Raw genomic sequence first — 13,887 nt, 5'->3', positions numbered from 1 at the left:
GAAAAACGTTACTAGAATGTTTAGCAACTTGATAACAAGGAATAAAGCAGTTCTTTTTCTAGCAGCGAACAATGACGTATTCATTTTAGCTAGATAAGAACTGCTTTTCTTTTTGGGAGGAACACCAATGAAAATCACAGCAGTTGAAACCAAACGAATTCCGATCCAGCTGAATGCACCCTTTAAAACGGCGCTCAGAGAAGTGCACGCCGTCGAAGTGATTCGAGTGCTGCTTTTTTTTGATAATGGGATCGTTGGCATCGGAGAAGCAGCACCTACCGAAGTCATCACCGGTGATACAAAAGAAAGTATTTTAAAAGATATCGAAACGGTCTTTGCCCCGTTCCTGTTAGGCAGAAAGGTAGATGCCCAATTGCTAGTAATGGATGAGCTTCATGCGTTGATCCAGCATCATACGAGCCCTAAAGCAGCGATTGATATCGCGTTGCATGATGCACTGGCAAAAGCGGCCAACTTGCCTCTTTACCGCTATTTAGGTGGTTCTGCCAATACACTGACAACCGACTATACGATCAGTGTTGGTTCACAGGAGCAGATGCTGCATGATGCCCAAGCGAAAGTCCAGGCGGGATTTCGCTCCTTGAAAATCAAACTAGGGGCAGGAACGATCGAAGAGGAAGTTGCGAAAATTCGCCGCATCAATGAACGCTTGGCAGGAAAGATTCCCTTTCGAATTGATGCAAATCAAGGCTGGACCAAAGAAGAAGCGGTGCAGATTTTAGACCAATGGCAAGACATTCCGATCGAGTTTGTTGAACAGCCAGTAAAAGCCCATGATTTTGCTGGACTCAGCTATGTGACTGCTCGTACGACGATTCCAATCATGGCCGATGAAAGTCTTTTTTCCTATGAGGATGCCAAGCGTTTGATTGCTGAAAACTGCTGCAATTATTTGAACATTAAATTGATGAAAAGCGGCGGGATCAAAGAGGGACAAAAAATTTATCACTTGGCAAAAGAGCATCAAATGCCAGTGATGGTCGGTTCGATGATTGAAGGGTATGGGGGAATGGCGGCAGCCGCCCATTTTGCCTTGGGGATGGCCAACGTCCAATTTTATGATCTGGACGTTCCTTTTATGTGGGAGACCCAAACGACTTCCCCTGAAATGCAAGGGATTCTTCAGCGTCCAGGAAGCTTGAGCGTCACCGAACGCATCGGTCTAGGAATCAACGAATAGATAGTTATGAGAGGAGCAAAGATGAAACAAATTGTTCAGGCTGGCTCTTCCTTCTTATGGAAGGAACCCAAAGAAAACAAAGTACTAGCAAAAATCAAAGCATTTCCTTTAGAAGCGCTACACACTTTTTTGACTGATGAAGATACGATGCGGCTTTATCAGGAAAGCTTAGTGGACTCCGAAGTATTATATGGGACGATAGTAGAAGTCATCACCCAAACGGATGGTTGGTCCCAGGTGATCGTCTTGGATCAAAAAAGCAATAAACACCCACTCGGGTATCCCGGTTATCTGCCGAACGAGGTATTGAAGCCATTGCCACCAGATTATGCACCAGCTAAAAGAAGGATTGGGGTGATTGCAAAAGAAGCCGTGCTTGTTTTTGACTCGACCACACGACTTGTTTCTTTTGGAACAGTTTTACCACTTGTTGGGGAAACCGCAGATTCCTATCAAGTGGCTACGCCTAATGGACCAGCAACGATCGCTAAAGCTTTTGCTCACGTCCTATCGGACACATGGGCAAAGCTCCCAGAAAAAATAATAGCCTTGGCAGAACAATTTATAAACCAGCCCTATGTCTGGGCAGGCATTAGCGGCAGTGGCTTTGATTGTTCTGGATTCATGTATTCGCTGCATCGACTTCATGGTATTTTAATCCCCCGAGATACAATCGAGCAAGCACAACAAGCAAACATCGTACCATACAGTCAGGCACAACCAGGGGATCTGCTGCTGTTTGCTTATGAAGAAGGAAAAGGCGAAGTCCATCATGTCGGTCTATATTTGGGGGATGACGAAATGATTCATTCAATAACACCTGGATCACGGGTCATGAAAACCAAAATCACTGGCTCTAATTATGAACCAGAACTCGCAGTTGTGGCGCGTTATTGGCAAAACCAGCCGAATGCATCACAGGAACGCTCATGAACATTCTTTCATGATCGTAAGGAAAGGAGCATTTGATGGGAAAAGATGACTTGCGTGTAGCAATTGAGCCTATTCTAAAAAACTATCAGACAACCTTGGAAATGGGTTTATGGATCGGTACGCCAACGGAATGTCTCATTGACTATCAGAGTCAAAAGTCGTTTTCGGCAGCGAGTATCAGTAAGCTTGTTTTGTATGCCTATTATCTTGAACAGATTATCGAAGAAAAAATCGATCCGCAACAGCTGATCGGTGTGAACGCCGTTGATCTGACAGGGGGTGCTGGGGTGATCCGTCTTTTTCCTCAGAAGAAAGGTTGGACCATCAGTGAGCTTCTCACGGCGATGATCGCCGTATCTGATAATACTGCGACCAATGTACTATTGGACTTAGTAGGGTTGCCCACGCTTCAGGCCTGGATTCAGAAGCCAGAGATTCAATTTGAACGGTATATGATGCGACCGATCAAAGACAAAGAGAACCGCTTGACCCCCTCGGCGGCTGCCAAACTACTACTAAGGTGTGTTAAAAGAGAAGAAGCTGGACTAGGATTTTCACCCTTAAATCAGCAGCAATTTCAAGAAGGATTAGCGGGAAATTTTGCGGAAACTGCGCAGCCTGCTTGCCGCATTTTTAATAAGACAGGCCGTCTTGACCGCATCGAACACGATGTAGCGTATTTACAAGCCAATGAAACGACGATCATCATTGCGGCGTTTTCCTATGATAAAACCGGTAGTGGTCAAGGGATCAGTTGGCTAAGAGAAATTGGTCAAACAGTCTATCAGCAATATTTTTAAGTAAAATGCGCTGCGTATCGCTCCTCACTCAGAGGCACTCGATCCGCAGCGTATTAATTATTTACAACAATAAAATCCCCCATATCATAGCGGTGCCGTGATTGGGAAAATTCAAAAGGCGTCCCATCGCCGAGGTAAACCGTTTGCTCAACTTCTAAAACGGGATCGGTGGCAGCACAAGCTAAGTATTGCTGGTCATAGGTGTCTGCACGATCCGCTTTGATACGACGGACAGATGTTCCAATCGAGGAGTGGAGTTGGTTGGTGATATAACCGTAGACCGATGAGTTTAAGACTTCCTCGGTAATCCCAGGAATGACATGAAGCGGCATGATGGTATACTCTAAAACAACAGGTACATCGTCAAATAGACGCAGACGAACGATATCATAAATTTGCTGGTCACTGCGAATTTTTAGTTTTTCTTGTTCTTTCTCATCGGGAAAAAGAATGGCAAAAGAAATGATCTTGCTGGTGATTTTTCCTGTCTCTCCAAGGCGCTTCGTCAGCCCGCGATTGATCTTGGCGTTGTAATCGAAGGTTGAATAGGAATCACTGATAAACGTACCCGTGCCTTTTTTACCGTAAATAATGCCTTCCATTTGTAAAATATTCAATGCTTTTTGAATTGTCACGCGGCTCGTTTGATAATCCGCAGCCAGTTCGGATTGCTTCGGCAATTTTTTCTCTTCTTCGTAAAACCCGTGATTGATTTTGCTCCGTAAATCGGCAGCGATGTCATGGTAGTTCGCCATTTGCTTCACCTCAAAATAATAATAAGTGATAAAACGAAGTATGTAAACTTGGAGCTTTACATACCCTGTTTTGAAGGCTTTTCCTGCGTTTACATTCTTCAGAAAATGAATTACATTTGTAATGTAATCGTTTTCTAACAATTGAAGAATAGGGGTATAGGAGGGAGTTTTATGCAAGGATTTATGGATCGACTCGCTGACGTTTTAGGAAAGTTTGCCAATAGGATCAACAATTTACGCTACATCATGGTCATTAAAAATGCCTTTGCTGCTTTGATTCCAGTAATCATTACAGGGGCGTTTGGTACATTGTTTTCAGCAATGGTTTTTGATGCTGAAAATGGATTGGCACAAATCGAGGCACTGCGCTTTTTAGAAAGTTTAAAACCGATCTCATCTGCGGTCAGTTATGTGACGTTGAGTTTCTTAACGATCTATGCAGTGTTTCTGATTGGGATTGAGCTAGCAAAATTAAATAAGATTTCTGGGGTCTTTCCAGGAATCATCGCAGTAATGTCTTATCTTTCTGTTAATCCAATGATCTTTGAATTTTTGCACGAAGATGCGACGGTGGTTGCCGAAAACGTGCTGGCTAAGCAATATACTGACACGAAAGGCCTATTTTTAGGCATGTTCGTTGCGATCGTTTCCATCGAGCTTTATGCGTGGTTAGGAAGACAAAAACGGCTGCAGATCACGATGCCTGATAGTGTTCCTGGGAATGTTTCGGCAAGTTTTTCGGCATTGTTTCCAACGATTTTCACCGTGACCATCATCGCCACCGCTGGTTTTGCTATCAAAGCACTCACAGGGATGTATGCTTACGATATCATCTACAATGTCGTCCAACGACCACTGGAAGGAATCGTCCAAGGATTGCCAGGTATCTTGTTGTTGATGTTTATCGCACAAGTTTTTTGGGTCATCGGGATTCATGGGAACCAGATGGTCAAACCCATTCGCGAACCATTGTTGCTGGCAGCGATCGCTGTTAATACGGAAGCTTTTGAAGCTGGAAAAGAAGTACCCAATATTATTACGATGCCGTTTTGGGATATGTATATGAGTATGGGCGGCTCTGGGGTTACGATTGGGTTGCTGATTGCGATTTTGATCGTTGGCAAGCGGGAGGACATGCGCCAAATCACTAAATTGTCATTAGCACCTGGGATTTTCAATATCAATGAGCCAGTGATCTTCGGAATGCCAATTATGCTGAATCCCATTTTGGCGATTCCCTTTATCCTGACACCGTTAGTAACAGGAACGATTGGGTACGTGGCGACAAGTCTAGGCTTTGCCGCTAAAGCGGTGGTAATGGTCCCATGGCCGATGCCACCGATCGTCAATGCTTATCTAGCTACTGCTGGGGATATCGGGGCTGTGATCACGCAAGTTATCTGTATTGTCGTGGCAATTTTGATCTATCTACCTTTTGTTTTGGTAATGAATCGTACGACCAATGAAGTTGCATAAAGGAGTTTTAAAAAAATGGTAAAAATACCTGAAACATTTATTTTAGGGGCTGCTTCGTCTGCTTGGCAGACAGAAGGCTGGCAAGGAAAGAAAGAAGGGCAAGATTCGTATCTCGACCGCTGGTACAAAGAAGAACGCTTTGTCTGGCATAATGGCTACGGGCCGGCTGTTGCGACGAATTTTATGGAAAAGTTTTCAGAGGATGTTGAACTGATGCAGGAGGTTCATTTGACCCATTACCGAACATCGATCAACTGGGCGCGCTTCTTTACCGACCATGAACAGCTGATCGTTGATGAAGATTATGCTGCTCATATCGATCAGCTTATCGACCAATTGCTTGCGGCTGGGGTCGAACCGATGCTTTGTTTGGAACATTATGAACTGCCAGCTAGTTTGATGGATGCCTATGATGGCTGGAGCTCGCGGAAAGTGGTCGATCTATATACCCGTTATGCCGAAATCGCCTTCGAGCGTTACGGTGATCGAGTCAAACAGTGGTTTACCTTCAATGAGCCGATCGTTATTCAGACTCGTTGCTATCTCGATGCGATCCGCTGGCCCCATGAGCAAAACACAAAAAAATGGATGCTTTGGAACTATCACAAAGTATTGGCGTCCGCCCAAGCGGTGGCTGTCTATCATGAAAAGGGCTACGAGGGGCGCATCGGTTGTGTGCTAAATCCAGAAATGGTTTACGCACGCTCTTCCTCACCAGAGGATCAAAACGCGCAAAAAATGTACGATCTTTTTTTCAACCGAATCTTTTTTGATCCAATGGTTAAGGGGCATTATCCAGATGAACTTATCACACTTTGCCAAACCTATGACATCTACTTTGATCCGACAGAAGAAGATTTGGAAACGATCCGCACCCATACGGTGGATTTCTTAGGTGTCAATCAGTACTACCCGAAACGCGTGCGGGCACCACGATATCAATGGCATTCGGATACACCATTTCATCCAGAAATGTTTTATGAGACCTTTGATTTGCCAGGAAAACAAATGAATAACTCCCGTGGCTGGGAAATCTATCCGAAGGTCATGTACGATATGGCAAATTATCTTAAGGAGAATTATGGCAATATTCCATGGCTGATCACTGAAAATGGTATGGGGCGGGAAAATGAAGAACAGTATATGGATGCCACAGGTCAAGTCCAAGATGACTATCGGATTCAGTTTATTACCGAACATCTTTACTGGCTGCTAAAAGCCGTCGAGGAAGGCGCCAACTGCGAAGGCTATATGCTTTGGGCATTTACCGATTGTGTTTCACCTATGAATGCGTTCAAAAACCGCTATGGTCTTGTACGAGTCGAGCTAAATGAAGAACGGACTCGGTCATTAAAAAAATCAGCCGCTTGGTATCGTTCCCTGATTGATGAACGGTGGCTTCCATTTGAAGAAAAACCATTGATTCTGAAATAAAAACCCACGCCGATTTCCTCATCCTAAAGGAAATCAGCGTGGGTTTTCAGTTAAAAGGGTTGTTTATGAGGAGCAAGTTTCTCCCAGTCAAAGGTGACGCCAATCCCTGGTTCTTCTGGTGCAATCGCACATCCATCGGATGGATCGATCACTAACGGTCTCGTGGTGTATTGATCGATTGGGAAACTGTGCATTTCGAGATACCCAGCATTAGGCATCGCTGCTAGTAGACTAACGTGCAATTCTTGCATGCCATGTGTAGAAACAGATAAGTTACTTGTTTGTGTTAAGGCAGCAATTTTCAACCAGCCGGTGATCCCACCGCAATTGGAAGCGTCGGGTTGCGGAAAATCGACATTGCCATATTTGATCATATGAGCAAATTCGATAGGGGTGCGCAAGTTTTCTCCGCCTGCCACCGCAATTTGCCCTTCTTTAGCGATACGAGCGTAGCCTTCGTAATCTTCGGGGATCGTTGGTTCTTCAAGGAACAAAATGTCATAAGGCGCCATCAGTTTGGCGGCTTTGATCGCTTTTTCAACAGACCAGCTCATGTTGGCATCCACCATAAAGACAACATCGGGACCAATCAATTCTCTGACCGCTTTTATTCGAGCAATATCTTCGGCAAGTGTTTTTTGTCCCAATTTGATTTTGACCGCTTTTAATCCCATGTCTAAATATTTTTGATTATTGGCTAAGAGTTTTTCAAGAGGAAAGTTTAGATCAATCGCACCACCATAGCATTTTACTTTGTTGCTTGCGCCGCCTAAAAGTTTGTAGAGGGGTTCTTGTGCTTTTTTCGCACGTAAGTCCCACAAGGCGATATCACAAGCCGTAATGGCGAAACTTGCTAAACCGCCTCTGGCAACATAGTGGATTCCCCAGTTCATCTGATCCCACAAGGCTTCCACACATGCTGGATCTTTCCCTAAAAGGATCGCTTTTAGTTCTTTATCGATCAGTTTGGCGATCGATTCGCCACCGAAGCCACCAGTATACGTATAGCCGACCCCTTCACGTCCATCATCAGTAACGATCTTGACGATAGGCACTTCAAAGTGGGTGTGTAAGCCGTGCTTCGCATCTTCCATGATTTCTGGAAGAGGTATCCGATAATACGCTGTTTGTACATCTGTAATTTTTGCCATTAAAAATCCTCCTCAAATTAATGTTCACGTGTGCATTTTAATGTTAACGTTTGCATAATCATGGTAGCATGGGAAGGCGAGATTGACAAGGCTGAATTTTCTCAAATTTAAAAACTTTAAAAGAAGGAGGATCGCTATCGAAGGGATCGCATCTCATCAACTGATGCTTCACGGAACCATTTAGAATATAAACAGATATAGGGAATATTAGCTAGAAATGAAGTGAAACCCCTATAAATTGTCACAAAATAGCATTTTGTTTATTTTTAAAGCATAGTTATTGAATAAAAATCATTTTTGTATTATGATTATCTTAACAACGAGCAATGAAGAGTACTGGGGCAAATGAAAGCTTGGGGAAGTCTTTTATTTGGGATACCCAGTACTCTTATCTTTGTTAAACGACAAGTGAAATACAAAAGAACGACTGAACTTCTTTGGTTCAGTCGTTCTTTTGTATTTCAAAAAGCGAGCGAAAGTAACTTGTCGTAAGGAAGAAAAAGTTTTTTCTCAATTGACAAAGGAATAATCATTGGCGGTTAAAACAGTACGAGCTTGTTCTACCTGATGCTCCTTGATTAAAATATAATCAGTATTGAAGGTAGAAACAGCAAAAATACTGATTGACTCCTCGGCTAGAAGGGAAGAGATTTTGGCAATAATGCCAATTAAGCTAAAATCCAGCACACCAATTATTTTCATCGCTTTCCATCCATCTTCTCTGTTTAGTGTTTCAGCTGGAACCTTTGCCGTTGGTAACACCAAAGAAAGTTCTTCTGACGTATGGGCAAAAAATAGAGGAACGATCTTCAGTATCGAAGGATCAATACGCTCTACTTGGATGACAGAAAAAGAGGGTGCCAATAAGGTTAGTTTCATCTAATCACGTCCTTCGTTTGATGCAAACATCATATCAAAGGATAAGAAAGAAGGGAAGGCGATTATCATTTGATCACGTACGATTCTAAGCGTTGTGTCGTTTCTGCGAGACGTAACAGACGGGTAGATTCTATACAGAAGAAAATAAACGGTTAAAACTGATGGGTATACCTCTGTTTCTGGAGAAGAAGAAATATCAATTGGATCCGCAATCTATGCTGAATCAGATTTGAAATCAATCGAGTTAATAGAAGATAAATAGCACTCAATCATAAATCAATGGTTGAGTACTATTATTGTACATAAAATTATGGTGGACAGAGGAATGGAATATAAATCACTAATTGTTTGATTGGAAGAAAAATTGATACTGAGGATCATAAAGAGAAGAAGGAACATGCTAAATTTTATGAAGACCTTACAAGATTCAAGGAGAAGGTAAAGAACGCTCTGTAATATTTTGATAAACTTTAGTCAAGGAGGTGTGATAAATGGATAAATTTTTCAACTTTATTGAAAAAGGACTTTCCGAAGAAATTAATTTTTTTATGTTTTCCATAGATTTGGAACATTATTTAGTCGATCACTACGAGGAAATGTATACCGAAAACAAAGAAGCTACATTGTACCTGAATGATTTACTTCCTGATGAGGCTGAGAAAATGGAACCTAGAATGAATCCAGATAGTTTTTGTGAACGAGTAAAGGAAATTGTAGAGAAATCGAAAACACTTTAATTAGCACTTTTTTTGCTGAGGCAGAGTCAGATCAAGCCAGCAACGAACTATCATAGATTGTTGATGATCAAGCAGATTATGAAACTTACATCAAGCTTTGATGATAAGAAACATCTTCAAAAAATTTCATGCGATGAGGCAGGGAAAATAACTATTGTAGAAGCAAAGAAAGCCGTTGAGAACGCAAAACAGGAGTGAAAAAAAGTGTATCTAAAGATACTAAGGAGTAAAAAGCCTTAAATCAAAAATAGAGTAAAAAAATCAGCCCAAGAAAAACTCGCAAAAAAGAGATTCGTATACAATTTGGTGAAAAGGTACGCCATTGAAGAGCATTGATTGCTTAAAAAAAGCATCTGACTTCACTTGAACAATTAATGTAGGTTCAATCGGTATAAGAAATACAATCTAAGAAAAGCGAGGAATAGCACATCGGTTTAAAGCTGATAATTAACCACCATTTGACTACCAAACAAGAAAACTACGAAAAACATTGTGGAACTGAAAATACAAAAAAAGTGTTCAAAACCTCTTTAAATCAAGGCTTTGAACACTTAGGAAAAACTACGAAAATCTAATCGATTTTTCTTTATGGAGATGGCGGGAGTCGAACCCGCGTCCAAACATATTGCTACCTAAAAATCTACGCTCATAGTCAACTCATTTGAAGGTTCGCTTTACAGCTTGCCGAGTGACAGGCAGTCTGTATCGCTAGTCTGATGCTCTCTTTTTTATCTTACAGACGGAAAGATAAAACGTATCCCACTTAGAATAGGACCCTTACTCGAGCACATGGGCGATGCCGAGAGGATCTACGCTAACTGTTTTTAGGCAGCTAAAGCGTAAGAGTTTTCGTTTTTAGCAGTTATATTTAACTGTAACGTTTTAACGTAGACGTAACCTACGAAGCGCAATTCAGGCTCAACTATGCCTGTCGAATCCGTAACATCCCCTTGATAAAAGGGGTATCGCTACCATTCATTAGTATACCATAGTTTTGCCTGTATGCAAAGAATCAGATTAAGTCAAAGTGTTTCAGGGCGTGCACGATACCGCCTTCGGTATTTTTCAGGGTCACGAAGTCTGCCAACTCTTTCAACTCTTGAATTCCATTTCCCATTGCGATTTTGTGGTCGCAGGCTTCTAAAAGAGCGAAATCGTTGCTGCCGTCACCAAAGCCGAAGGTAGGTACATCTTCTAGACCCAACAATTCTACCAAGGTTTTTACGCCCGTCCCTTTAGAGGTGCCAGATTTTACGACATCGATGGAAAAGGGGGTATTACGATAAAAAGTTAATTCTGGAAAACGCTCATGATAATAAGCATCGTTGCCGACACCTAAAACCAACAACATATTGGTCCGATCTGTTTCATAATGCAGAGGATCGATTTCTGGTAAAGGGCTGCGGACATAGTTGTACGCACCAATCATTTCCTCGGTATATCCAGTCGCCCAATAGCCTTTCTCATTGTAATAGCACAGTTCATCGCCATTGTCTTTGACTGCTTGGAACATCCGTGCGCAAAGTTCGGGTTCAAGGGTATCGGAAAAAACTTCTTTGCCGTCAATACGGATAAAGGCGCCGTTCATGACGATGTTCGAGGTGATCCCAGCTGCTTCACGAATGGCGGTAACTTCAGGTTCGGTTCTTCCTGTTGCAATGATCGGCAGTACTTGGTTTTTTCGCAACATCGCCATCGCTTCAGCGATTTCGGATGTGATTTGCGAGTGTTCATCTAAAAGCGTACCGTCAAGATCAAAAAAAGTTAATGCTTTATAGGTCATGTATCTTACTCCTAAGGTTTATAGTCATAGTCCACTCACAATCTTATCAAAGATTGAAAAAAAGGCAAACCTTTATGAATAATCGGTGAAGTTGTTGGTAGAAGAAAGAAATTCGAGTATACTATAGGAAGAATGGAGTGAAACGATGATTTTTTTAGTAATTGGTATCATTTTTTTCTTGATTGGTCTCACTTTTTTTCTTTTTCCATCAAAAAAAATGAACCTTATTTATGGCTACCGTTCCTATTTAGCAAAACAAAATGAACGCAACTGGCGGCATGCTCAGAAACTATGCGCCCGTTATTTTCTGCTTTTTGGCGGAATCATGGCGCTCATTGGGTTTGTCTTGAAATGGCAAGAATGGACCAATTTTTTCCTAGTTGAAATGATCGCGATCCCTTGGTTCATCGTGCCGATCTTTGGCCTGATCGAAGAGAATCTGCAACGATTTGATAAAGAACATAGAGGTGAAGAAAATGAATATATTAATGATTGAAGACAACGAATCTGTTTCTGAAATGATGCAAATGTTTTTCTTGAATGAAGGATGGGAAGCGGCTTTTAAGTACGACGGCAAAGAAGGACTGGAAGCCTTTGCTGCTGAACCAGACAAATGGGACATGATCACCCTTGACTTGAACCTTCCTTCCATGGATGGCATGATGGTGGCGCGAGAAATTCGCAAAATCTCCAGTACAGTACCTATTATTATGTTGACGGCCCGTGATTCAGAAAGCGATCAAGTCATCGGGTTGGAGATGGGGGCAGATGACTATGTGACGAAACCTTTTAGTCCACTGACCTTGATCGCGCGGATCAAAGCCTTACACCGCCGCAGTGAGTTGGTTGAAAAAACAACGCCTGAAGCTTCCGATGCAACTTTTGATGTTGTGACCGATCATTTCAAAATGAACACAAAAACACGGGAAGCCTATTTAAATGGCAAACCCATCGATGGGTTGACGCCGAAGGAATTTGATTTGCTTTATACGTTAGCGAAAAAACCGCGGCAAGTCTTTTCACGAGAGCAATTGTTAGAACTAGTTTGGGATTACCAATATTTTGGTGATGAACGGACGGTTGATGCGCACATCAAAAAACTAAGACAAAAAATAGAAAAAGTGGGACCTCAGATCATTCAAACCGTCTGGGGTGTGGGGTATAAATTTGACGATGCAGGTGCTGCTTAATGCGCTACTTGTATCAACAGCTGATTGCGTTTTTTGTTGTGATCTTCGTGATTTTGATGACGATTGGTATTGCGTTTACACAAATGACGCGCCAAACATTACAAGAACGAAATTATGAGCAGTTAATGGGGTATGCTTCGTCGGTCGCGACGATTTCGCAAATCAGCGATTCAGAATATTTGCAGCAAAATATGACGCGAGATGGCTATCTGCAATATTCTCTGCATTTGGCTGAAAATATTTTGAGCAACCAAGACATTTCTTTTGCTTTCTTTAAAAGCCCCGATGACATCATTTATCCATTAGATACGACTCGTGCGGTAGATTTTCCAATTTCTGAAAAAGACTGGCAATCCTTAGAAAACGGGGCGCGTCTGCAACTGACATCACCCACGAATCTATATGGGGAAAAAGAACTGACTTCCTATGTTTTGATTCCTTTTTCTGTCAACCGAACGGATTTTTACGGGGTGATGGTGGTTTCGCAATCGGCAAGCAGCATCTTGAATCTTGTCAGTGCTTTTAACCAAAACTTGTTTAAAGTATGTTTGATCTCGATCGTCGTTTCCTTATTGATCAGTTACCTATTTGCTACGTTCCAAGTAAGGCGGATCAATCGCATGAAACGAGCAACCAAGGAGATCACCAATGGCAATTTTGATATCTTCTTGCCAGTGCATAATCGGGATGAATTTGATGAGTTAGCCGAAGATTTTAATTTAATGACGAAATCCTTAAAAGAGTCGCAAGAGGAAATTGAACGACAAGAAGAACGTCGTCGACAATTTATGGCAGACGCTTCGCATGAGATGCGTACGCCTTTGACGACCATCAATGGCTTATTGGAAGGGTTAGAGTACAACGCGATTCCTGAAAATCAAAAGGACAATGCGATCCGTTTGATGAAAAATGAAACCAATCGCTTGATTCGATTAGTCAACGAAAACCTTGACTACGAAAAAATCCGAACCAATCAAATCTCGATGGTCATCAAAAAATTCGATGCAACGCAAACCATTAAAAATCTACTGACGCAACTTGAGAGCAAGGCAGAAATCGCCAAAGATGTGTTGATTTTAGAAACAACAGAGCCAATTGACGTCTATGCCGACTACGATCGTTTCGTCCAAATCATGGTCAATATTTTACAAAATGCGATCCAGTTTACGGAAGATGGAGAAATTCGGGTTCGAATCGAAAAAGGCTACTTGGAAACGATCATCGAAATCAGTGATACGGGAATCGGCATGTCTGAAGAACAAGTCAAGAATATTTGGGATCGTTATTACAAAGTCGATCCTTCCCGTAAAAACCGTCAATTTGGTGAATCAGGTTTGGGCCTATCGATCGTTGAACAGCTCGTACGCCTGCACAAAGGAAAGATCAGTGTAGAAAGTGAACTTGGCAAAGGCACGACGTTTAAAATCTCTTTTCCTGATATCGACTTAAATGAAGAATAGCAATCGACCGGCAGCAATTCGCTTAGCCGGTCGATTTTTTTTGCGGTTCAGTGGCAGCAGTCCAAACAAAAAGACCTGCTTTTGCAAG

At 42.1% G+C, this 13,887-nt stretch carries 13 protein-coding genes and 1 other RNA gene; 9 read left to right on the top strand and 5 right to left on the bottom strand.

Annotated elements, in window-relative coordinates; translation table 11 throughout:
• The first annotated feature begins 127 nt into the window (after window positions 1-127).
• From ACTW1R_RS11795 to ACTW1R_RS11785, 3 genes are read left to right on the top strand one after another with little or no spacing between them, the layout of a single operon-like run.
• Window positions 128-1,201 carry a dipeptide epimerase gene (locus tag ACTW1R_RS11795; RefSeq protein WP_271812900.1) on the top strand — a complete coding sequence of 358 codons (1,074 nt, stop codon included), beginning with the start codon at window positions 128-130 and terminating at the stop codon, window positions 1,199-1,201.
• A gap of 21 nt (window positions 1,202-1,222) precedes the next feature.
• Window positions 1,223-2,134, top strand: coding sequence for a C40 family peptidase (locus tag ACTW1R_RS11790; RefSeq protein ID WP_271812899.1), 912 nt, complete (start codon window positions 1,223-1,225; stop codon window positions 2,132-2,134).
• A gap of 35 nt (window positions 2,135-2,169) precedes the next feature.
• Window positions 2,170-2,934, top strand: a complete 765-nt coding sequence (locus ACTW1R_RS11785; protein WP_270289897.1) for a serine hydrolase — start codon at window positions 2,170-2,172, stop codon at window positions 2,932-2,934.
• 53 nt (window positions 2,935-2,987) lie between these two features.
• Here ACTW1R_RS11785 and ACTW1R_RS11780 read toward each other — a convergent pair whose 3' ends face one another.
• A complete protein-coding gene (locus ACTW1R_RS11780; RefSeq protein WP_034869190.1) occupies window positions 2,988-3,689 on the bottom strand; it encodes a GntR family transcriptional regulator in 702 nt (233 codons plus the stop codon).
• A 171-nt stretch (window positions 3,690-3,860) separates the two neighbouring features.
• Between ACTW1R_RS11780 and ACTW1R_RS11775 the strand changes: the two genes are divergently transcribed.
• Both ACTW1R_RS11775 and ACTW1R_RS11770 read left to right on the top strand, forming a co-directional pair.
• Window positions 3,861-5,165, top strand: coding sequence for a PTS sugar transporter subunit IIC (locus tag ACTW1R_RS11775; protein WP_015510115.1), 1,305 nt, complete (start codon window positions 3,861-3,863; stop codon window positions 5,163-5,165).
• Between the two features lie 15 nt (window positions 5,166-5,180).
• Window positions 5,181-6,599: a glycoside hydrolase family 1 protein gene (locus ACTW1R_RS11770; protein WP_270289898.1), complete on the top strand. Its 1,419-nt coding sequence runs from the start codon at window positions 5,181-5,183 to the stop codon at window positions 6,597-6,599.
• A 50-nt stretch (window positions 6,600-6,649) separates the two neighbouring features.
• On the opposite strand, the gene ACTW1R_RS11765 is transcribed toward ACTW1R_RS11770, so the two are convergent.
• Together ACTW1R_RS11765 and ACTW1R_RS11760 are read right to left on the bottom strand one after the other, a co-directional pair.
• Window positions 6,650-7,750: a mandelate racemase/muconate lactonizing enzyme family protein gene (locus tag ACTW1R_RS11765; RefSeq protein WP_489927282.1), complete on the bottom strand. Its 1,101-nt coding sequence runs from the start codon at window positions 7,748-7,750 to the stop codon at window positions 6,650-6,652.
• A gap of 510 nt (window positions 7,751-8,260) precedes the next feature.
• Window positions 8,261-8,629: an ACT domain-containing protein gene (locus tag ACTW1R_RS11760; RefSeq protein ID WP_010749708.1), complete on the bottom strand. Its 369-nt coding sequence runs from the start codon at window positions 8,627-8,629 to the stop codon at window positions 8,261-8,263.
• A gap of 491 nt (window positions 8,630-9,120) precedes the next feature.
• Here ACTW1R_RS11760 and ACTW1R_RS11755 point away from each other — a divergent pair, with 491 nt between their 5' ends.
• Entirely contained in the window at window positions 9,121-9,366 is a 246-nt protein-coding gene (locus tag ACTW1R_RS11755) for a hypothetical protein (protein ID WP_016608684.1), read from the top strand.
• 586 nt (window positions 9,367-9,952) lie between these two features.
• On the opposite strand, the gene ssrA is transcribed toward ACTW1R_RS11755, so the two are convergent.
• Window positions 9,953-10,316: a transfer-messenger RNA gene (ssrA, locus tag ACTW1R_RS11750) on the bottom strand.
• Window positions 10,317-10,378: 62 nt separating this feature from the next.
• On the bottom strand, window positions 10,379-11,149 hold the full coding sequence (locus tag ACTW1R_RS11745; protein WP_270289940.1) for a Cof-type HAD-IIB family hydrolase: 771 nt from the start codon (window positions 11,147-11,149) through the stop codon (window positions 10,379-10,381).
• A gap of 145 nt (window positions 11,150-11,294) precedes the next feature.
• On the opposite strand from ACTW1R_RS11745, the gene ACTW1R_RS11740 reads away from it, so the two are divergent.
• Genes ACTW1R_RS11740 through ACTW1R_RS11730 form a run of 3 tightly spaced genes read left to right on the top strand, consistent with a single transcriptional unit; the run spans window position 11,295 to window position 13,799 of the window.
• Window positions 11,295-11,645 carry an SdpI family protein gene (locus tag ACTW1R_RS11740; protein ID WP_010749705.1) on the top strand — a complete coding sequence of 117 codons (351 nt, stop codon included), beginning with the start codon at window positions 11,295-11,297 and terminating at the stop codon, window positions 11,643-11,645.
• On the top strand, window positions 11,626-12,339 hold the full coding sequence (locus ACTW1R_RS11735) for a response regulator transcription factor (protein WP_010749704.1): 714 nt from the start codon (window positions 11,626-11,628) through the stop codon (window positions 12,337-12,339). Before ACTW1R_RS11740 ends, ACTW1R_RS11735 begins: the two co-directional genes overlap by 20 nt.
• Complete coding sequence (locus ACTW1R_RS11730; protein WP_005229120.1) at window positions 12,339-13,799, top strand: sensor histidine kinase; 1,461 nt, start codon at window positions 12,339-12,341, stop codon at window positions 13,797-13,799. The genes ACTW1R_RS11735 and ACTW1R_RS11730 overlap by 1 nt, the downstream gene beginning before the upstream one ends.
• Window positions 13,800-13,887: the final 88 nt, after the last annotated feature.

Source organism: Enterococcus sp. R12 (assembly GCF_058135755.1).
The sequence above is the reverse complement of the archived record's forward strand: the minus strand, read 5'-3'. Positions and strand labels throughout refer to the sequence as shown.